Origin of the sequence: Clostridium sp. (assembly GCF_047718555.1) — a bacterium.
Lineage (GTDB): Bacteria > Bacillota > Clostridia > Clostridiales > Clostridiaceae > Clostridium_I.
On sequence record NZ_JBDNRK010000021.1, the window covers coordinates 1 to 19,428 of the forward strand.

22 protein-coding genes are annotated in these 19,428 nt (G+C 30.2%); 5 read left to right on the forward strand and 17 right to left on the reverse strand.

Annotated elements, in window-relative coordinates:
• The first annotated feature begins 439 nt into the window (after positions 1 to 439).
• Together ABF633_RS10035 and ABF633_RS10040 are read left to right on the forward strand one after the other, a co-directional pair.
• The gene (locus ABF633_RS10035) at positions 440 to 1,312 is read left to right on the forward strand and encodes a DUF2225 domain-containing protein (RefSeq protein ID WP_415523557.1); all 873 of its coding nucleotides are present in this window, start codon (positions 440 to 442) and stop codon (positions 1,310 to 1,312) included.
• Between the two features lie 79 nt (positions 1,313 to 1,391).
• A complete protein-coding gene (locus ABF633_RS10040) occupies positions 1,392 to 2,378 on the forward strand; it encodes a methyl-accepting chemotaxis protein (protein ID WP_415523558.1) in 987 nt (328 codons plus the stop codon).
• A gap of 55 nt (positions 2,379 to 2,433) precedes the next feature.
• Here ABF633_RS10040 and ABF633_RS10045 read toward each other — a convergent pair whose 3' ends face one another.
• The 4 genes from ABF633_RS10045 to tyrS all read right to left on the reverse strand — a co-directional run bounded on the left by ABF633_RS10045 (position 2,434) and on the right by tyrS (position 6,658).
• Entirely contained in the window at positions 2,434 to 3,126 is a 693-nt protein-coding gene (locus ABF633_RS10045; RefSeq protein WP_415523559.1) for a metallophosphoesterase, read from the reverse strand.
• A 72-nt stretch (positions 3,127 to 3,198) separates the two neighbouring features.
• The gene (locus ABF633_RS10050; protein WP_415523560.1) at positions 3,199 to 3,495 is read right to left on the reverse strand and encodes an EscU/YscU/HrcU family type III secretion system export apparatus switch protein; all 297 of its coding nucleotides are present in this window, start codon (positions 3,493 to 3,495) and stop codon (positions 3,199 to 3,201) included.
• A gap of 135 nt (positions 3,496 to 3,630) precedes the next feature.
• Positions 3,631 to 5,088 (reverse strand): hypothetical protein, encoded by a 1,458-nt coding sequence (locus tag ABF633_RS10055; protein ID WP_415523561.1) that lies wholly within the window; start codon positions 5,086 to 5,088, stop codon positions 3,631 to 3,633.
• Between the two features lie 349 nt (positions 5,089 to 5,437).
• Positions 5,438 to 6,658, reverse strand: a complete 1,221-nt coding sequence (tyrS, locus tag ABF633_RS10060; protein ID WP_415523562.1) for a tyrosine--tRNA ligase — start codon at positions 6,656 to 6,658, stop codon at positions 5,438 to 5,440.
• Positions 6,659 to 6,871: 213 nt separating this feature from the next.
• Here tyrS and ABF633_RS10065 point away from each other — a divergent pair, with 213 nt between their 5' ends.
• The gene (locus ABF633_RS10065) at positions 6,872 to 7,699 is read left to right on the forward strand and encodes an RMD1 family protein (protein WP_415523563.1); all 828 of its coding nucleotides are present in this window, start codon (positions 6,872 to 6,874) and stop codon (positions 7,697 to 7,699) included.
• A gap of 109 nt (positions 7,700 to 7,808) precedes the next feature.
• Here ABF633_RS10065 and ABF633_RS10070 read toward each other — a convergent pair whose 3' ends face one another.
• Positions 7,809 to 8,894, reverse strand: a complete 1,086-nt coding sequence (locus ABF633_RS10070; RefSeq protein WP_415523564.1) for a diguanylate cyclase domain-containing protein — start codon at positions 8,892 to 8,894, stop codon at positions 7,809 to 7,811.
• A 569-nt stretch (positions 8,895 to 9,463) separates the two neighbouring features.
• Between ABF633_RS10070 and ABF633_RS10075 the strand changes: the two genes are divergently transcribed.
• The gene (locus ABF633_RS10075) at positions 9,464 to 9,628 is read left to right on the forward strand and encodes a zinc-ribbon domain-containing protein (RefSeq protein WP_415523566.1); all 165 of its coding nucleotides are present in this window, start codon (positions 9,464 to 9,466) and stop codon (positions 9,626 to 9,628) included.
• Between the two features lie 30 nt (positions 9,629 to 9,658).
• On the opposite strand, the gene ABF633_RS10080 is transcribed toward ABF633_RS10075, so the two are convergent.
• On the reverse strand, positions 9,659 to 10,225 hold the full coding sequence (locus ABF633_RS10080) for an ECF transporter S component (RefSeq protein WP_415523567.1): 567 nt from the start codon (positions 10,223 to 10,225) through the stop codon (positions 9,659 to 9,661).
• 428 nt (positions 10,226 to 10,653) lie between these two features.
• Here ABF633_RS10080 and ABF633_RS10085 point away from each other — a divergent pair, with 428 nt between their 5' ends.
• On the forward strand, positions 10,654 to 10,809 hold the full coding sequence (locus tag ABF633_RS10085) for a hypothetical protein (RefSeq protein ID WP_415523568.1): 156 nt from the start codon (positions 10,654 to 10,656) through the stop codon (positions 10,807 to 10,809).
• A gap of 101 nt (positions 10,810 to 10,910) precedes the next feature.
• On the opposite strand, the gene ABF633_RS10090 is transcribed toward ABF633_RS10085, so the two are convergent.
• The 11 genes from ABF633_RS10090 to ABF633_RS10140 form a co-directional block, all read right to left on the reverse strand.
• Positions 10,911 to 11,771 carry a kinase gene (locus tag ABF633_RS10090; RefSeq protein ID WP_415523569.1) on the reverse strand — a complete coding sequence of 287 codons (861 nt, stop codon included), beginning with the start codon at positions 11,769 to 11,771 and terminating at the stop codon, positions 10,911 to 10,913.
• A gap of 80 nt (positions 11,772 to 11,851) precedes the next feature.
• Complete coding sequence (locus ABF633_RS10095; protein ID WP_415523571.1) at positions 11,852 to 12,598, reverse strand: alpha-ribazole-5-phosphate synthase; 747 nt, start codon at positions 12,596 to 12,598, stop codon at positions 11,852 to 11,854.
• The gene (locus tag ABF633_RS10100; protein WP_415523572.1) at positions 12,589 to 13,074 is read right to left on the reverse strand and encodes an ECF transporter S component; all 486 of its coding nucleotides are present in this window, start codon (positions 13,072 to 13,074) and stop codon (positions 12,589 to 12,591) included. Before ABF633_RS10100 ends, ABF633_RS10095 begins: the two co-directional genes overlap by 10 nt.
• A 188-nt stretch (positions 13,075 to 13,262) precedes the next feature.
• Complete coding sequence (locus tag ABF633_RS10105; RefSeq protein ID WP_415523573.1) at positions 13,263 to 13,598, reverse strand: YnfA family protein; 336 nt, start codon at positions 13,596 to 13,598, stop codon at positions 13,263 to 13,265.
• 99 nt (positions 13,599 to 13,697) lie between these two features.
• The gene (locus ABF633_RS10110) at positions 13,698 to 14,477 is read right to left on the reverse strand and encodes an alpha/beta fold hydrolase (protein WP_415523574.1); all 780 of its coding nucleotides are present in this window, start codon (positions 14,475 to 14,477) and stop codon (positions 13,698 to 13,700) included.
• Positions 14,478 to 14,537: 60 nt separating this feature from the next.
• A complete protein-coding gene (locus ABF633_RS10115) occupies positions 14,538 to 15,053 on the reverse strand; it encodes a GNAT family N-acetyltransferase (protein WP_415523575.1) in 516 nt (171 codons plus the stop codon).
• Positions 15,054 to 15,118: 65 nt separating this feature from the next.
• The gene (locus ABF633_RS10120; RefSeq protein WP_415523576.1) at positions 15,119 to 15,892 is read right to left on the reverse strand and encodes a cobalt-precorrin-6A reductase; all 774 of its coding nucleotides are present in this window, start codon (positions 15,890 to 15,892) and stop codon (positions 15,119 to 15,121) included.
• Positions 15,889 to 16,605, reverse strand: coding sequence for a precorrin-3B C(17)-methyltransferase (gene cobJ, locus ABF633_RS10125; RefSeq protein ID WP_415523577.1), 717 nt, complete (start codon positions 16,603 to 16,605; stop codon positions 15,889 to 15,891). Before cobJ ends, ABF633_RS10120 begins: the two co-directional genes overlap by 4 nt.
• A 190-nt stretch (positions 16,606 to 16,795) precedes the next feature.
• A complete protein-coding gene (gene cbiG / locus ABF633_RS10130) occupies positions 16,796 to 17,884 on the reverse strand; it encodes a cobalt-precorrin 5A hydrolase (RefSeq protein WP_415523579.1) in 1,089 nt (362 codons plus the stop codon).
• On the reverse strand, positions 17,856 to 18,632 hold the full coding sequence (gene cobM / locus ABF633_RS10135; RefSeq protein ID WP_415523580.1) for a precorrin-4 C(11)-methyltransferase: 777 nt from the start codon (positions 18,630 to 18,632) through the stop codon (positions 17,856 to 17,858). The genes cbiG and cobM overlap by 29 nt, the downstream gene beginning before the upstream one ends.
• Positions 18,633 to 18,648: 16 nt before the next feature.
• Positions 18,649 to 19,314 carry a cobalt-factor II C(20)-methyltransferase gene (locus ABF633_RS10140; protein WP_415523581.1) on the reverse strand — a complete coding sequence of 222 codons (666 nt, stop codon included), beginning with the start codon at positions 19,312 to 19,314 and terminating at the stop codon, positions 18,649 to 18,651.
• Positions 19,315 to 19,428: the final 114 nt, after the last annotated feature.

A 19,428-nucleotide genomic window follows, 5' to 3' on the forward strand; every position in this document is an offset into this window, starting at 1 on the left:
CACTCTGTGAAAGCGATTCACACAAAATCTAAGATTTTGGTTCTCTGCTTTTCTATTAAAGTGGGTAATATATAGTTCAATTAAGCACTATTAATTTATAAAACTTTATCCACAGTAAATCATTATAATATTATATGTTATATTTTTCAATTAGTTAAAAAAAATTGTACCAATTAATATTGATTTTATTTAAATATTTAGAACTCTCTATTTAAATTCAGCAAATCGTTATTAATAAATTTAATTATTTTCAAACAAAATATTACACATAATATATATTAATATAAATATTTACATATGTTGTTTGTAAAACTTTAACTTATTTAAAATCCATAATCAATAAAAAAATATTGAATTTAATTTCATAAAATTCATGTCACTTATTGGCTTTTTTGATATAATAAAAATTAGCTACTTTATAGATTACGAGGTGATTTTTATGGCTGATAGCAATAGTATTTTTTCAGGTTTAGATGATTTAGGTTTTGAAAACATTGACAATTTGAAAATATATAAAACAAAAGAAGAACCAAAAAAATTTGAATTAAATAATAAAATTCCTTCCACCTCCCTTCTATATGATAAAACTATCACTTGTCCTGTATGTGGAAATGTTTTTAAAGCAAGATCTATTAAAACATCATCTTACAGAATATTAAAGAAAGACAGCGATTTTTTCATAAATTACAGTATTATCAATCCTTACTTCTATGATGTTTGGATATGTAATTCTTGTGGCTATACCTCTATGAAAACTGATTTTAATACAATAAAAGAATCTCAGAAGGATATTATCAAGAAAAATATAAGCACAAAATGGCATAGTAAAAACTATCCTGAGATTTATGATGTGAATATAGCTATAGAAAGATATAAACTTTCTCTTTTAAATTATACTGTAATGGATTCTTCTTCAAGTAAAAAGGCCATGAACTGCTTAAAAATAGCATGGATGTACAGAATACTTTCACAAAACGAAGCTGAAAATTTATTTATAAAAAATGCTCTTATAGGTTTTAAGGATTCATATATTAATGAAAACTTTCCCATATATAATATGGATAAATTTACTATGATGTATTTAATAGGTGAGTTAAATAGACGCCTAGATAATTTTGAGGAAGCCTTACTTTGGTTTGGTAATGTTATAACAAGTCAGGGTATAAATCAAAAACTTAAATCTATGGCAAGGGATCAGAAAGATTTAATAATTCTTACTAAAAAAGATATAAATTCTTCTGACTCCACCATTAATAAAAACATAGAAATTAAAAGACCTAAGAAGAAAGGATTTTTCTCAAAGTTTTTCTAATTTAAAATATATTTCTCTACAGTTTTAACAATGATATACGAGAAATAAACTGTGAAACATTATAAAGAGGAGGATTCATATGTCACTTTTTAAGAAAAATAAAACTTCCATTTCTAATACAGCCGAAAATAATATAAACAAGTTAGAATCATACAAAAGCTTTATAAATGAAATTTCTAAAGAAATAGACTCCGCTATAGAAAGAATAACTTCCAATTCTTTAGCTATTTCAAATACAACTTCTACAATTGATTCTTCTTTAACTGAAATGGCCTCATCTATTAATGAACAAGAAGAAAATTTTGAAAAATCTATAAGCTTACTTGAAGAATACACTGAATATACAAATTCAATAGGTTCCAATATTGAGGATGTAAACAAAAAAATAGCTGATTCCAGTAGCCTCACAGAAAATAGTCTAAATCAAATTAAAAATCTGGATTCATCCCTTAGCGATCTTGAATCTGCCTTTAAAGGTTCTTCATCAATAGTTAATGATATGGTTTCAAAAATAGAATCAGTTAATATTATAACAGATACCATAAGTCAAATTGCAAGTCAAACCAATCTTCTTGCCCTTAATGCTGCTATAGAGGCTGCAAGAGCTGGAGAAGCTGGTAGAGGCTTTGGCGTAGTTGCTGATGAAATAAGAAAATTAGCTGAAAGCACTAAATCTGCAGTGGAGAACAGTACTAAAATACTTGAAGAAATTAAAAATGATATATTGAATACTTCCTCAACTATGTCCACTGCTAATAGTGCTATTAGCTTACAAAACGAAACTATTAAAACCACTAAAGGATCTCTTTCTGGAATAAAAAATTCTATTGACGATACTTTAGGTGAGATAAAAGTAAGCATAGATTCATTAGTAGAAGTAAAGGAAAAGGAAAATTCTATAAAGGAAACCTTTGAAAATATATCTTCCCTTAGAAAACAGAATTCAGATATATCCAATGGAATTACATCTTATGTTGAAAATCAGTCTCAGCTTTTGGAAACAATTAATACTACAGTAAATGATCTTAAAAACACAGTCTTAAAAATAAATAATTTTTCCAAATAAAATAATACTACTTATTTCATTTTTTAGTACATATATAATTCAGCCTCAATGAAAATCATGTTAAAATTTTTATTGGGGCAAAATTTATATAATCACAGGAAGTTATTATATACTCCAAGTTATTTTTTTTAATCACTGACTTTATTCTTTGAAGTGAACTTCCATGTAAATGGCCATAAATTATTTTTTCTACTTTATATTCTTCTAATAAAGCAGTCATAGCATTATCCTCTTCTTTCTCAGAAAAAGGTGGAAAATGAAGCATTACTATTATTTTATTGTATCCACTTTTAACAGCAGCATCTAAGGATAATTTTAATCTTATAATTTCTCTTTTATATATTTTTTCATCATGCTCTGTAAAGCTTTCAAATTTGGGATTATTCCAGCCCCTTGTTCCACAAATAGCATAGTCTCCGTATGTATAAAAGTTATTTTGTATAAATTTCATATCTTCATAAAGTCTATTTAACTTAGTTATAGAAGTCCAAAAGTAGTCATGATTTCCCTTTACAAATATTTTGGTGCCCGGCAGCTTATGAATCCATTCCAGATCTTTTATTCCCTCTTCCATGTGCATAGACCAGGATATATCTCCTGCAACCAGTACTGTATCTTTTTCCGTAATAGTAGATAACCAATTATTTTTTATTTTTTCATCATGCTTATACCAATTATCCCCAAATATATTCATTGGTTTGTCTCCACTTAAAGCTAAATGAAGGTCTGATATAGCGTATAAAGCCATTAAATTCCCCCCTTGTCTATTAGCATGTATTCAAATTAAATAAATACTTCTCCACATTAATAGGATTAGTTATTAACTATCCTTATCCGGTGTTTTTTCAGTTTGCTGATTTAAATTACTATCTACATCCATAACATAGCTTATTATCTCTGCAACTATCTCATATAATTCTGCAGGTATGCTATCACCTATGTCAACATTTAGTAATAAATCTGCTAACTCCTTATTATACACTATAGGAACTTTATTTTCATCAGCTTTTTCTATAATCTTATCTGCCAATAATCCAACTCCTGCTGCCGTAACCATTGGTGCTTCATAGCCTTTATCATATTTCAGAGCCGCTGCTTTTTTCCTTTCATAAGACATTTTGTATTCCTCCTAAATTCATCATTGTGAGAAAATACAAACTAATAACTGGAAAAATTTACGCCCCTGGGTTGTAAATTTTTCCAGTTGTAGTTCGACATCTTCTTAAATTAATAATTAAAATCTAAGTAAGCACTACACTCTTCTATCTAAATTATTATTATACTCAGTATTAAAAAAATTTCTGCAACTTACTATATCAACCTCACTTTCTTTTGGTCTTACCTTTAAATTTACTGTATACCCCATATCTGCTATCTTATTCAATAGATTATCTTGAGCTACTTTCAAGAGTTTAATCCATCTTTCTTCTGATTTCATATCTACGTTTAAAATCTTATTATTTACAGTTATAAAAGTATCTATTACACCCATATTTACAGTTTTAATAGAAGCTATGAGCTTTACATTTTTTGAGTCTATTTTTTTCCCACTTTTTCTATCATCCTTAACAATAAACTTAAAATTATAATCATTATTCTTGAAATTCAATGGTATGTCCAAATAATAATATCCTTCAGATATATCATTGAATAATTTTATATCATTTATATTATTTCCTAAAATATTTGATATTTTTTCCAAACTTTCTCTATTTAAGTTTCCCTTACTAATTAACTCTTTAAGAGTATCCTTCATAAAATTAATCTTTGAATTTATTTCATTGATAACTTTCCTGCTTAAACCATTATTTAAACTAGCATTTAATTTATCGCTTAAATTATTTTCTATTGATTTATTTAAATTATTTTTTTCATCTGCAATTAATTTATTATCTATTTCTTTGCTAGAAAATTCATTATCTAAGATTTTATTAGATGCCTTGTCTGGAATTTGTTGTTTTATTGCATCTTTTTGTTCCTCTGACACATCAAGCTGATTTATTTTATTATCTATGCCCTCTAAAGATTTATATATAGCTGCATCCTGTTTAAAAATTTTATTAAAACTTTTTATATTTTCTCCACTAATTTCTATTCCATTTTCAATAAAAGTAGTAAGTTCATCTAAGCTAAGACCTTTTAACTCTTTAAAAAAACTTTCCAGTAATTTTTTTACTTCTCTACCTCTATCACTATTCACATCTATATTATTTCTTGCCATGTACTGGCTTATAAATTCATTTTCTTTATCAGGACTTTCAATTATATCATCTTTAAATTTTATAAGTGATTTTACATTTGAAATATTTTCCTTAGTAAGTGGTATATTATGATCCAATAAAGATTTTAGTATATTGTAGTTTTCCTTACTATATGTATTTGCTATATAGTCTTTTAATATGTTCTGCTGTGGGTCAATTAAAGGCCTATTATTTTCTAAGTTATTGGGAAGTATTTTAAGCTTTATTTTACCATCTTCATAACCCTCTACTATAAATTTGTTAAAGATATTAGAATCATAATTTATATCTTTAGTGAGTCTTGCACTAAATTTCCAGCCATTATTTAATTTTAATGTAACCTCACCTTCATCAGTATTTTCATCCAATATTTTAGCAGAAAAAACTTCACCGATTTCGAAGCTGAGTTTACGAACAGCTTTTCCAGCATTATACTGAACAAGATTATTAATATTTGATATTCCAGCCATTACAGTACCCCCTTTCTTAATCTATAATTAGGTTTGTTAAAATAAAGATTCAAAGATAGGCCAGTATACTGACCAGTTATTTACCATTCCTTCAATAAACCTTTTACAATATTTTATCTTATTATATATACTTCATATTATAATAATTTGTAATTTAATAGTTTTATCTTATTATATATTATCGTTAATTTATTGTATTTTTTCACTTATTAGATTATATTTAATTACAATAAAAAATACAGCCTCAGATGATACTTATCTGAAGCTGTATTTTTATTTGATGGCACATATGATAAACATCTTTGAATCAGATTCAAAGTCTTTTTGTCTTTTAATTTCTTCTTTATTTTTATTCCACTACTATCTTGTAAAATTTCTTCTTTCCTCTTTTTAGAAGAATGCTGCCATCCTTAAAATCATCTTCACTAATCACTGCATTTACATCGGTAACTTTAGTATCATTTACTACAATACCACCCTGCTGTATAAGTCTTCTTCCTTCTGATTTTGAAGGTATTATCTTTGTATATGCCAATGCATCCAGAAGTGATCCTCCAAGCATCTCTTTAGCTATGGCTACTGTTGGAACATTACTCATATCATTTCCACCTGAGAAAAGTGCTTCTGCTGCTTTTTCAGCTTTTTTAGCCTCATCTTCTCCATGAACAAGCTTCGTAACTTCAAAGGCAAGTATCTTTTTTGCCTCATTTATTGCTGCGTCTTTTAAAGCTGCAAGTCTTTTTACCTCATCCATAGGAACAAAGGTTAAAAGAGAAAGACATTTTTCTACGTCAGAATCAGCTACATTTCTCCAATATTGATAGAAATCATAAGGTGTAGTCTTTTCAGGATCAAGCCATACAGCACCACTTTCAGTTTTTCCCATTTTCTTACCCTCACTATTAGTAAGCAGTGTAGCTGTCATGGCATAGGCTGGTTTCCCTTCTTTTCTTCTGATAAGCTCTACGCCTGAAATCATATTGGACCACTGATCATCTCCACCAAGTTCCATTACACAGTTGTATTTTTTATTCAGCTGTAAAAAGTCATAACCCTGCATAAGCATATAGTTAAATTCTAAAAATGTAAGACCTTTTTCTAATCTCTGCTTATAGCATTCTGCTGTAAGCATTCTGTTTACGGAAAAATGTACTCCCACTTCTCTTAAAAAGCTTATATAATTTAAGTCCATAAGCCAGTCTGCATTATTTGCTAAAATTGCTTTATCATCACTAAAATCAATAAACCTGCTTACCTGGGCTTTTATACATTCTACATTATGATCAATATCTTCCCTTGTAAGCATTTTTCTCATATCTGTCTTACCTGATGGATCGCCAATCATGGCTGTTCCTCCACCCATAAGCACTATTGGTCTGTGTCCTGCCTTTTGCATATGAGACATAAGCATAAGAGCTAAAAAATGACCAATATGTAAGCTGTCAGCTGTTGGATCAATACCTATGTAAAAAGTTATTTTTTCCTTTTCAAGAAGTTCTTTTATCTCTTCTTCATGTGTAAACTGTTTTATAAATCCACGTTCTATTAAAGTATCTACTACACTTGACAATTAAATCACTCCATAAAGCTAAAATTTTCACCTATTTTACTAGTATATATGTAAATTTGATAATTATCAATAATATACTGTATATAAACTTATTTTTGTGATAGAATTTAGGCATATTGAAAAAAATACTTAGTCAGTATGCTAGCATCTTTCACTTACTATTTTTTTCATATGCCTTATTATAATAATTTACTTGAAAGGAAGATTTTATTCATGCAGGGTTGGAGTTTTAAATCTCTTGTACTAAGCAGCGAAATAAATTTAAACACCATAGCAGGCCATTTTGGAATAAATAAGAAATTCAAATGGGGAGATCCTTTAGTTCTCACAGATAACAGGCTAAATGGAATTCTTAAAGTTCCAGAAAACAAAACTGTATATATTTATCATTATGGCTCCTTGGTATTTATCAACATGGAATATCATGAAATTCAAGATGTTATAAAATATTTGAAGGAAGTGGATGAGACTCTAAGAAATAATAATCCCAGTGAGTATATAGATGAATACAATCTAGAAGTATCTTCCGATTATGAATATGCACTATATAATGATCTTATGACCTCAAATGAATTCAGGCCCTACTATCTTGATATAATATCTCTGGTACTTTCGAAATCCACATCCCTACATAAAATTGAAATGAATATAGATAAGCTTTTAGATAATATAGAAGATGTCATAGATTATCTGGATAAGGGTAAATTCAATATGTCAGATACTGAAATTTCTAAGACCTCAGCTAAAATTTTAAGATTTAAATATGATACTCTATCCTATCTTATGCTACTTGATAAGCCCAAATCTGCCTGGGATAATGAGGATATAGAAAATTTCTTTTCTGAAATATCTGAGCTCTTTGAAATACAGGATAGATATAAAAAGATATCTCATAAAACTGAAGTATTAAAAGATATAACCTCTGTATTTTCTTCTCTTTCTCATGAAAAAAGAGGTACTAAACTAGAAATAATGGTTATTATACTGATACTCTTGGAGTTGATTATTGGTATAGCTGAATTAATTTTTAAGCTATTCTAATATCCTTTGTTAAGTTTTATTTTTCCCAGTACTATTGTAATCCTACGATAATGACATAAATATTAAAAATTATATCTACACAAAATAACTCTGTACATGGCAATTAGAATTAGGCAGTAACAACTTTATTTCTTCCTGAATCTTTAGCTTCATAAAGCATTGCATCTGCTACACTTAATACTTTTTGCACTGTATATCCATTTTGTGGATAATAACTTATACCAAAGCTGGCCGATATAGATTTCTTATTTCCGTCATACTCCACAATATTTTCACAAATTCTTTTTCTTATTTCCTCTATTCTATTAAAAACCTCTCCATGATTATCAGCTTTGCTTATATATATAACTATCTCTTCTCCACCATATCGCGCCAAACAATCCCCGTCTTCCATACACTCTTTTAATATATCAACTACAGCTATAAGTACTTTATCCCCAAATTGATGTCCATAAGAATCGTTAAATCTCTTAAAATTATCTATATCCATCATTACAATTGCAAATTCCTTTTTCCGCTTTTCCAATAGTTTTTTTTCTAAAAACTCAAAAAAATACCTTCTATTATATATTCCCATAAGCGGATCTCTAATGGAACTCTCTTTAACCTGATTATATAGGAAATTATTTTCAAGAGCTATGGCTATTTGATTTGCAATGGCAGATATAAATGTTATGTGATCATGACTAAAAAAATTAAAAAGCGTATGTTCTACTATTATATATCCCCTAAACTCATCTCTAAGATATACCGGTACACCTATTACCGAGTGGATATCTGCTTTACAATTACATCCCAGAAATATAGAATCCTTGCAATTAAGCACAAAGGGCTGCCCATTATTAAGACTTTTAAAGAATTCATCATTTTCAAAGTCAAGCTTACATGTCTTAACATTTGTAGCTTTCACTATTAAATGATTTGTAGCTTTATCTATAAGACAAATAGATGAATATATAACTCCCAATATACCAATAATCATATCATTAATCATAGTAATAAGATTGTCCGCACTTACATTAGAATTAATATATTTACTTACCTCTACAATGTTAGTAAGTGAGTCTAGTTTCTTCTCTAGTTGTGTATTTTTTTCATTCATCATTTGAATAGTACTTTCTGCAAAGTTCTGATAAGTTTCAAATTCCTCTTTAAGCTTTAAAAATTGTGATTGAATATCATCTTTTTCATTCATAAATTTACACTTTCCCTTTTATATCATATCTGTTGTCCTATAGTAATTATATTTCAAAATCTAAAAAAAATAAATGATATATTTATTTTTTGTTGCTTAAGGCATATGAAAATAAATAGTAAGTCAAAGATGCGACGGATATTTTGAATCATACAAGGAAACAGGTTCCGAAGATAGTGAGCTATCTGAGGGTTCTGTTGACGCAGTAGGATTGAAGCAAGTTCTTAATTCAGGTGGGGATTCTTTTACCCCATCTGAATTTTAGAACTGCAAATGCATGGCTTACTTGGCGTTGTACTCCCTCTTGAAAAAGTGGGGGACTTACGCCAAGTTAGTCAGGTGAAAAATAGGCTAGCATACTGACTAGTTATTTATTTGAATGTGCCTAAATTAAATAAGTTAATAATGTTGAATTTTCCAATCTATATGATATAATAATCCATAGAGTAAACTACTCATAATTCAGTAGGTTAATTATCAAGGTGATTTCAACTCCTCTTTTATCATAGGAGAAGGTTAATTATCAAGATACATTATTCCTATGATATTTTCAAGGAGGTTTTTTTATAATGGCTGATAAGACTATCGTATGTAAAGACTGTGGAAAGGAATTTGTATTCACTGAAGGTGAACAAGCATTCTACAAAGAAAAAGGATTTGAAAATGACCCAGTTAGATGCCCTGAATGTAGAAGAGCAAGAAAAGCTAACAGAAATAATTTCCACAGAGAGTAATAATAATAAAAGAGAGGATTTACCTCTCTTTTATTTTATGATTCTTTTAATATTATTTTTTATTAACAATTCACTTATAGGTACTGCTATGAGTATTCCAACTACAACCTGTGCTATATTTCCAGGTACATGAGTCGATTCAATAATGAGTGCTTGATTTAATGGCACATTAGTATAAAAATGTTCTATAAATACTCCTGCAAGGTAGTAAGCCCCTATCATCCAAATTCCTGCAATAATAAAACCGAATATATTGTTAATTACATTTTCACCTTTATAACTGCTCCTATAGGCTATAACTGCTGCAATATAACCCATTACTCCTTTTATAACAAAAGTATATGGTGCCCATATAGAATAGGGTGATAGTAAATCAAATAAACTCATTCCTATAGCTGCAGCTAAAGCTGCCTTTTTCTTTCCAAGCAGTACTGCTGCTAGAAATACCATACTATCTCCTAAGTGCACTACCCCTTTGTATCCAAGGCCTACTGGCACATTAATCATTGCTGTGGCAACATACACTATTGCCGCCATTAGAGCTATTTGTACCATATCAATAGTACTTATCCTTCTTCTAGCTTGTTTTAATTCCATTTTTACCCCTCCAAATATCTGTTTAGATTATACATAATAAGTCAATAAGTTCTTAACATATTTAGTATTCTAAAATATGTTTCAATATTTATTAATTTCTTTAATTATAAATAAAATATGCTGTATTGCAAATGTATCCATACAATCATCAAACTTAATATATAGATGCTACGAATATTAATCATTATTTTGGATAAAATATAATTAATATTGGATTAATTAAAAAATAAGGCATCTGAAAATAAATAAGAAGTCAAAGATGCGACGAATATTTTGAATCCAACAAGGAAACAGGTTCTGATGATAGTTAGGCTATCAGAAGGTTCTGTTGACGCAGTGAGATTCAAAATAGGCTAGCATACTGACTTAGTTATTTTTTGAAGATGCCTAAATGAAATTTATAACTTACATGGAGGTGGAGGATACAAATGAAATTTTTACGTTGGATAGGCAGTCTTTTTTTATTGCTTTCTATCGCAGCAATAATATTTAAGGCTGGAAGTAATTTAATAAACATAGTATTAATTCTCTCTGCATTTTTGCTGATTTTAGATATGTTTATTCAGAGAAGAAAATCTATATAAGAATGTTATTAAACTAATTCTTATATGAACTTAAATTGGTCAAGTAGTTCATTGAACTATTTATATATGTATATTTTTCATAAACAGAGTAGAACCCTACTTTAAGATAATGGTTGTAGAGTTCTATTAATATCACCTATAGTTCTAACTAAATATGTACTATACTCTTTTAATTCATTTCTATCATTTGGATTTATGTAGTAATTGAGCTTTTCTAAATCATCCAGTATTATACCTAAGCAGTTTCCACTGTGAGCTCCTAATATTCCAATGCCACCAATATACTTCATTATGTGTAAAATTTCATCTAAAAAATCATATTTAAGTCTATGTTGATTTCTAATTATGCTTTCTGTAGAACAAAAAGCTAATTTTTCTAAATTTCTTTCTCTAACTCCTTCAATTAAAATCGGAATTAAATCTGAGATATCACCATGAGGTGGTAGAGCTTTTTTATTAAATTCAATTGTATTAATTTTACTTCTGCCCTCAAAAATCAATACATAAAACTCCATATAATTTCCTATGATTTTCTTAAAAGTTCCTCTTTTATAATCAAATAAAGTCATTTTTTTGAATATAATGCTGTCTGTAGGTTCTATTTTCAGGCATTCTCTTATAAGCTCTTCCTGATTAAATTTTCTATTAAAGAGTTTAAGCAATGCATTATAAAGGGCACATAAATCTGCCGTACTGCTGGCAAAACCCTTTCCTATAGGAATATGCGAATTTATATTTATCTTTAGTGTTTTACTAAATTCTTCATATCCCCATGCTTTCAATATATTAATCATAAATTTATTTGTCTTATAATTACCCTGCCGCCTGTATAGGCAGCTATCTTCAGAAATCCTTACTTTAGTGTAAAGATTAATAGGACAAGATGCTAACACATCTAAACCTCTCATATTACCTTGTACTATTTCTCCTACACTTCCTGGGTAGTATGCAGTAGCTTCCATTGGTTTCTCCTATATAAATAAAACTCCAGCTTATGTATTATTGAAACGAATTTACTTTTTCCGTATACTGAAAAATAAATTTAGTTTTTTACTAGATAAGCTATTATGTTTACATTATTAAAATTTTTTATTATTTCGCCAATCTTCTTTGAATTTACAGCAGCAATAACACAGGTAGAAGGTCCTCCTGACTTATGTATATCAACTAAAAGCCCTGTGTTAAATTTCACTTTAAATCCGTTATTCTTTGCCAGCATTTCTGCCTCATAGGCAATACCCTTGGAACCTACAGGTACTATTTCGTAGACATATTCTGATTGCTGAAGCTTATAGAGGGTAACATAATCTACAATTTCAGCATCTTTAACAAGATCAATTTCATCTCCTACCTTAGGAATACCTATACTCACTATAATAGCTTCTTCTTTAACAGAATTAACTTTAAGCTTATCTTTGCTGACCATACCTATAGCTGTTATTCCAATTCCCGTAGAAATAGTTTTAAAGTTCTCCTCAGTACTTCCTGTAAGGGCTATATCATCTATTCCAGCCAGCCTTAATTCTTCCTTTATTCCCTTTATAACCTCTATACCGGTATCCTTCATTTCATTACAAACTGCATTGGTAATAGTAATAATTTCAGCACCAGAACATATAACCTCCATAATGGCTACTCTTACAGTAAACCTAGCTACATAAATAGTAGGAACCTTGAGAGTATCTCCCTCCTTCACTCCTATGCCACCGCAGCTATCACAAGCTATGACCATAATACGCTCTTCATCTATAGAAATTAAACTTAAATCTCTAATCTTTCTTACTTCCATGCTTTTATATTCTCCGGTAAAAATTTATATATTAAATAGGCTATTAATATATTTAAAAATGCTGCCAGACAAAGAATAGGAATCATTGATATCATTCCCCATCCCATAATTGGTACTATCATAAGTACAGATATAGGTCCATTTATTATTATTCCTATAATGACTGCTGCAATTATTCCCAAATACTTATTCACTTTAGAAAGTTTATTATATATTATTCCGAAAAAAAACATAGTAAGAGCCATATCTACCATAATTAACATATGTACAGGCAATGTATATGGAAAACCACTAGTTGCAGCAGTTAAAAAATGTCCTAGGGCTCCTATAACAGCACCATAAACTGGGCCTAAGATTAAACAGCCTAAGAAGCCTGCCATGGAGTCAAAAGCTATGGTCCCCATTATTTTTATGTTGGCACCTAAAAAGCTTACAGCAATGAACAATGCCATTATAACTAGTTTTCTTGTTTTCATGTCTAATACCTTCTTTCACTTATATTTAGTATACAATGTACTAAATCTATTGTCATGACTATTTTTACATGAATTACATACAATCAATGTAAATATAATTTTAAAATTGCTTAATAACATATTGCTATCTATAATATATTTAGAAATGAGAGCTTCCTTAGTTGAAATTCACTTATTAAATTGCTACCTTACCCTCTTGGATAATACATTATTATTAAAACACCTATAAGTGCAATAAATCCTCCAATTAAATCAAATCTATCTGGAATAACCTTGTCTATCTTCCATCCCCATAAAATTGAAAGAACAATAAATATTCCTCCATAGGCTGCATATACCCGTCCAAAACTGGAACTGGTTGGTTGTAATGTTGGTACTACTCCATAAATAATTAAACTTAAAGCTCCTGCTAAGCCGTACCATATGCTTTTACCATCCCTAAGCCACATCCATATAAGATATCCTCCGCCTATTTCAAATACTCCAGCTAATACAAAATAAAATATTGATTTAAGTATTCCCATAAGTAGAACCTCCTTTCTTATAATTAGAAGATTATGAATTAACTGAAACTAAAATTATGCTACTTCAACTCTATAAATATTGAAATTTATTTCCAAAGTCTATAATCCTCGTGCATAAATAATACCTTTCTTGATTGCTTCTGCTAATCCCTTCGGATTTTCCCAAGCCATAGAATGTCCTGCTGATTTTACAATTTCAATATTTATCATGTGTCTCTCCAACTCAATTTTATCATCATCTGGTAAAGATTTTTCACCAAAAATAAATGTCCTTTTACATTGCAATGAATATAATATTTCACGCCATGATGGCTCTGAGCCAGTAACTGCTGACTTTGAAATTCTATTAATTGCTGTAGAAGAACAAACTGATAATGTGGCTGTCCACATAGAATTTACACTAGAATTTTCATTAACAATTTCATCAAATATTCCATTTACAAAATCTTCTTCTTGATAGGTTCCAAATTCATAACTTGATGAACCTTGACTACTTTTATCTAAATTAGCTTCACTAAGAATAATTGTTTCTATATTCTCTCTACATTTATTAGCAAGTTCAAGTGCAACAGCTCCACCTAAACTATGTGCAAAAATAATAAATTTATCAAGCTTTAGGTCTTGTACAAAATTATACAAATAGTTTGCATGTTCTTTTACAGTATATAAATAATTGTCTGGTTTATCACTAAATCCACTACCAAGCAAGTCTATTAATATTCGTCTGTGATTTATTAAATCAGTTTGTGCTGCTACTTCAGGATAATCAAATGAACCAGCACAGCCTAAGCCATGAATAAATAGTATTGGCATATCTTTACCAGGTAAATCATGATACCTCATCTTATTGTTTAGGTTATCTACTATGTATTCTTTCATAAAAAACCTCCGTGTTGTATATAAATGTTTTAAATCTTTTCAACTAAATTGGAATTTGTGTTACCTTAATACTTCTATTTCAAATCCATATTCACGCAATATAAGGTCATCATCGATTCTTTCTTCATAGATTCCATCTACCTGCTTAAATCCGTTTTTTAAATATACATTTATAGCTGGTTTATTTATATCCACAACAAAAAGCCTTAAATATTTAGCATTCTTCTGCTTAGTGAGTGTAATAGCATGCTTAAGCATTATACTGCCAATTCCTCGTCTTGAATAATCAACATTAACTCCAAAGCGGTCAAGATATAATGCCTTGTCATGGGCATTTTCCCATTTCACATAACTTTCTCCAGCATTTGATTCACATAATGCAAACGCTGCAACTATATCATCATGCTCCTCGACCAATAAATAAAGGCGATTATTTTCAATATCATCGCTAAAAAACTCGCACGGGTAGATTTCGTCCCAAATCGGCATGTTGTTTCTTATCATATTATCAATTATGTTTCCATACACAGCTTTGAGTTTCGATAAGTCGTTAATATTAGCCAATCTCAAATCCATATCAATTCACCTCCAAATTACTATTTGTCTGTAGATTATACAAATAATATTTACTTCGCAGTTTCTCACATTAACGATAATTTACTCACTACAAAATTAACTACCTCATCTTCACTGCTAAAACTATTTTCAGTATTAATTGTGTGTCTTTCAATAACCAGTGCTTTTATCCCCATATCTATAGCAGCTCTCAGCTTTTCCTCTGTACCACCCTGAACGCCACTATCCTTAAGAATCATTGCTGCTACATCATATTCATTTATAAAGCCACAGTTAAGTTCATAGCCTATAGGCCCCTTAATTGCTATTATGTCATCTGTCTTTACACCTAACTTAAAACATTTATCCATAACCTTAACGGAAGGAAGTACTCTATGTATTATTCTGTTGTTTAATTTCATAGTCATAAACTTATCAATATTATTGCTGCCTGTAGTATTTAAAATTGTTCCATTAATATGTAGAAGTTCTTCTTTAAGCTCGTTATAATCTTTAACTTGAATTATATTATTATTTCCTTTAAATTTATCTAAAACAGATTTTCTCTCATACCTAACATAAGTTATTCCAAGTATTTTACATGCCTCAATAGCATTTTGTGTAATAACTAAAGCATAGGGATGGGATGCATCTACTAAAATTTCTATATGGTTTTCCTTTAGCTGATCTATAAGTTCATCCAAAACAAGGGGTTTTGTATTTAGCTTTTTAAATTTAAAATTTTCAAGCAATTGTCCACCATACTCAGTAGCTGTTGTAATAAATATATTATCAGTATACAGGTTAAGCTTTGAAAGTATATTTTTACCATCTGAAGTACCAAGTATAAGGCCTATCATAGCTTATACCCTCTAGGAGTTATGAATATTCCATTTCTTACAAAGCTTTGGCTGTTTCCAATAATAACAACAGAAAGCATATCTGCATCACTATCATCAAAAGAATCCAAAGTAAATAATTGCTGTTTTTGTCCTTCCCTTAGAGCATTTTTAACTATTGCCACAGGAGTATGGCCCTTCCTGTATCTCTTTATTATTTCTATACTTTCCTTAAGGTAATGTTGTCTTCCTTTGCTTTTAGGATTGTAAAGTGTAATTACAAAATCTCCTTGTGCTGCCATTTCAACTCTTTTTTTTATGAGTTCATAGGGAGTCATAAGATCACTGAGACTTATATTACAGCTGTCATGCATAATAGGTGCTCCTAAAACAGAAGCTGCTGCACTGGAAGCTGTAACCCCTGGTATTACTTCTACCTGTTCATCTTTTCTCATTTCTAAAACAAGCCCTGCCATTCCATAGATTCCTGCATCTCCAGTACTAATGATGGATACTGCCTTATCCTTCGAAAGTCTCAACGCTTCTCTGCACCTTTCCTCTTCCTTCATCATTCCTGTAGAAAATATTTCTTTGTCTTTTATTAAAGGTTTTATAAGATCAATATATTTAGTGTATCCCACTATAATTTCGCTCTCTTCTATTACCTCTCTAGCCCTTATTGTCATATGCTGAAGACCTCCAGGTCCTATACCTACAACGTACAATTTTCCCATTTATACTCACCTTTCCAACAAGATTTTTTACTTTATCCCAAAATTTCTAAAAATATAACTTATCCATAGCAAAAATATATACAACAGTAATACATTTCTAAATATCTATTAATTAGTAAATACTTATCCAGCAGTATTTTCATCCCTTGCTGTGCTGCAGCCAGCATGGATGGTAATATGTAAATGTAATTTATAAAATTCTTCCCACGCATAGAGTCATTCCTGAAAGACTCAGCTTTTCTGTTAAAAGTGTGCCACCGCATAGTTCTACACAAGGTTCACAAACTGCTCTTATACCTATACTCTTCTCCACAAAATCACTGCCTTTATATTTGTGCTGAACTTTCATTATAGCCTCTCTAGTAAAAACTTTCATTTCTCCCTTTAAAGCCTTATTTAATTCCAAAATAGCCTTTTCATCCTTTTTTATCTCTACAGTGGTTACATATTTTACTGCTCTTTTATCTATATTAAGTTCTTCTAATTTTTCACAAACCTGCTCTATCATCTTTTCTGCTGGGTAATTCTTTTTACAACCTATTCCAAGCACAACATCTCTTCTTATAAGTTTTAGTTTTTTTAAATTATCGTACTCAGCTTTGCTAAAGTCTTGTATCTTAGACTTATCAGTTACATATACAATTCCATTAATCTGTTCTTTTTCTTTTTTTAGGCTTACCTCTTTTGTATGTAATCTACAATCACTATCATCATCTGAATTCATTAACCTGTAACTTTCAAGTTTGTCTTTTAAATTAATATATCCCTTAGGCAAATTAATTTCATTTTTATCATCTACAAAGGCCACTTTTCTCCCATCCACCAATAGAGCAGATATTTCCTTTGCATCCTTTAGATTATCTATTATTAAATTATTCTCCACTGCAATAATATCTGGTGCCTTTATCTTTAAAATATCTGTAGCTGTAGTTATAACTGGTAATGCTCCTACTATCTCCGCAAGCTTCATAGAGAGAGCATTGGCTCCACCTAAGTGACCACTTAGAAGACTTATAACATATTTGCCAAGTATATCTATAACTATAACTGCAGGATCTACATCTTTTGCTTTTATATAAGGAGCTATAGACCTTACTGCAATACCTGTAGAGGATAGAAAGACTACCGCTTCGTACTTTTCCATAAGTTCTCTAGTTATGTCCTTAATATTAAAATTTTGTACTTTAGTCTTAGAATATAGATCTACAGTAATGACTTTTGCAATATTAGCAGCTATAATATCTCCTTTTTTATTCAGACTTATTACTGCTATCCTCATTTATACCCTCTCTAAACATATGAGTAAAGCTTTTATCATAAAGCTTACTCTTTTCATATTCACAATCTATGAAATCTCCAACCAGTATCTGTGCACATTTAGTTATATTTGCTTCTTTTACCTTCTCAGAAATATCATCTAAAGTGCCAATAATAGTCCTCTCATCTTCCCAGGTAGCTCTTTCCACTATTGCTACTGGTACATTTCTGCCATAACCCTTTTTCAATTTTTCCACTACTTTATCAATCATACTAACCGATAGAAAAATTGCCATAGAGGCTCCTATAGCTGCTAATTTTTCAAGATCTTCACCCTTTGGTACTGGCGTTCTGCCTTCTATTCTTGTGAGAATTACAGTTTGGCTCACCTTTGGAAGAGTAAATTCTCTCTTTATTGCCGCTGCCGCTGCTGTAAAAGAGCTCACTCCCGGAATAACTTCATAGCTTATATTAAAGCTATCCAGTATATCCATTTGCTCCTTTATAGCACCATATATAGCCGGATCTCCTGTATGTAATCTAACTATAATCTTACCTTCTGAACTACCTTTCTTAATAACTGCAATTACCTCATCTAAATTCATTGAGGCAGAATTGTAAATCTCCACATCTTTTTTACAGAAACTCATATGTTCCTTACTAACTAAGGAACCTGCATAAATCACTATGTCAGCCTTAGCTATAGTGTCTCTTCCCTTTACTGTTATAAGATCTACATCTCCAGGGCCTGCTCCTATAAAATAAACCATGCACTCACTCCCTTTTCTATTTCCTATTTGCTATAATAAGTGACATATATTCTCTGTTTTTTAATATGTCATCTCTATTTCTTAAAACTTCCTGCCCTTCTCTGCCAGCCTTTTTTATGTATACATATGTAAACCCTTTTTCTTCTAAAATATTGAGTATTTTTTCCTCCATTTTATAGATCTTCATAATAACTACATATTTTTCATCTTTTATAGTATTTACCTTTTCGCCTGGCACTATCAGAAGTGGTTCATTGCCAATTACTAAAGGCTCCTTTGCAAGACTGGCACAGGCGCAGAAGGAAGTTATTCCAGGCACCGTTTCAGTTTCATAACCTTTTTCTTCTATGTATTTTAAAAGATATATGTAAGTACTGTATACAAAGGGATCTCCTATAGTTAGAAAAGCTACATCCTTACCCTCTGTAAGCTTTTCTTCTATAGCTTTAAAGGCTTCGTATATTTTTTCTTCTTGCTTCTGTCCCCCCATCGGAAAATGCTTTACTATTATTTCTGTATCCTTACTTATGTAATCCTCTGCTATTTCCAGGGCTATACTTCGTCCTCCTGACATACCACTTGGAACTACTACTACTTCGCAATTTTTTATTGTTTTAACTGCTTTAAGGGTAAGCAGTTCCTTATCTCCAGGTCCAACCCCTACGCCATATAATTTAGCCATTTTTCCCTCCTGTTTTTCTACTAAATTTTATCTATTAAAAACATCACGATTTAAAATTATTTTTATCTCATGACTAGTCACTGTAACATTTAACTATATACAAAACCACGTTTT

Coding starts and splice junctions, on each gene's coding strand:
- ABF633_RS10035 (WP_415523557.1), top strand. CDS start 440: ATGGCTGATAGCAATAGTATTTTTTCAGGTTTAGATGATTTAGGTTTT.
- ABF633_RS10040 (WP_415523558.1), top strand. CDS start 1,392: ATGTCACTTTTTAAGAAAAATAAAACTTCCATTTCTAATACAGCCGAA.
- ABF633_RS10045 (WP_415523559.1), bottom strand. CDS start 3,126: ATGGCTTTATACGCTATATCAGACCTTCATTTAGCTTTAAGTGGAGAC.
- ABF633_RS10050 (WP_415523560.1), bottom strand. CDS start 3,495: ATGTCTTATGAAAGGAAAAAAGCAGCGGCTCTGAAATATGATAAAGGC.
- ABF633_RS10055 (WP_415523561.1), bottom strand. CDS start 5,088: ATGGCTGGAATATCAAATATTAATAATCTTGTTCAGTATAATGCTGGA.
- ABF633_RS10065 (WP_415523563.1), top strand. CDS start 6,872: ATGCAGGGTTGGAGTTTTAAATCTCTTGTACTAAGCAGCGAAATAAAT.
- ABF633_RS10070 (WP_415523564.1), bottom strand. CDS start 8,894: ATGAATGAAAAAGATGATATTCAATCACAATTTTTAAAGCTTAAAGAG.
- ABF633_RS10075 (WP_415523566.1), top strand. CDS start 9,464: ATGGCTGATAAGACTATCGTATGTAAAGACTGTGGAAAGGAATTTGTA.
- ABF633_RS10080 (WP_415523567.1), bottom strand. CDS start 10,225: ATGGAATTAAAACAAGCTAGAAGAAGGATAAGTACTATTGATATGGTA.
- ABF633_RS10085 (WP_415523568.1), top strand. CDS start 10,654: ATGAAATTTTTACGTTGGATAGGCAGTCTTTTTTTATTGCTTTCTATC.
- ABF633_RS10090 (WP_415523569.1), bottom strand. CDS start 11,771: ATGGAAGCTACTGCATACTACCCAGGAAGTGTAGGAGAAATAGTACAA.
- ABF633_RS10095 (WP_415523571.1), bottom strand. CDS start 12,598: ATGGAAGTAAGAAAGATTAGAGATTTAAGTTTAATTTCTATAGATGAA.
- ABF633_RS10100 (WP_415523572.1), bottom strand. CDS start 13,074: ATGAAAACAAGAAAACTAGTTATAATGGCATTGTTCATTGCTGTAAGC.
- ABF633_RS10105 (WP_415523573.1), bottom strand. CDS start 13,598: ATGGGAATACTTAAATCAATATTTTATTTTGTATTAGCTGGAGTATTT.
- ABF633_RS10110 (WP_415523574.1), bottom strand. CDS start 14,477: ATGAAAGAATACATAGTAGATAACCTAAACAATAAGATGAGGTATCAT.
- ABF633_RS10115 (WP_415523575.1), bottom strand. CDS start 15,053: ATGGATTTGAGATTGGCTAATATTAACGACTTATCGAAACTCAAAGCT.
- ABF633_RS10120 (WP_415523576.1), bottom strand. CDS start 15,892: ATGATAGGCCTTATACTTGGTACTTCAGATGGTAAAAATATACTTTCA.
- cobJ (WP_415523577.1), bottom strand. CDS start 16,605: ATGGGAAAATTGTACGTTGTAGGTATAGGACCTGGAGGTCTTCAGCAT.
- cbiG (WP_415523579.1), bottom strand. CDS start 17,884: ATGAGGATAGCAGTAATAAGTCTGAATAAAAAAGGAGATATTATAGCT.
- cobM (WP_415523580.1), bottom strand. CDS start 18,632: ATGGTTTATTTTATAGGAGCAGGCCCTGGAGATGTAGATCTTATAACA.
- ABF633_RS10140 (WP_415523581.1), bottom strand. CDS start 19,314: ATGGCTAAATTATATGGCGTAGGGGTTGGACCTGGAGATAAGGAACTG.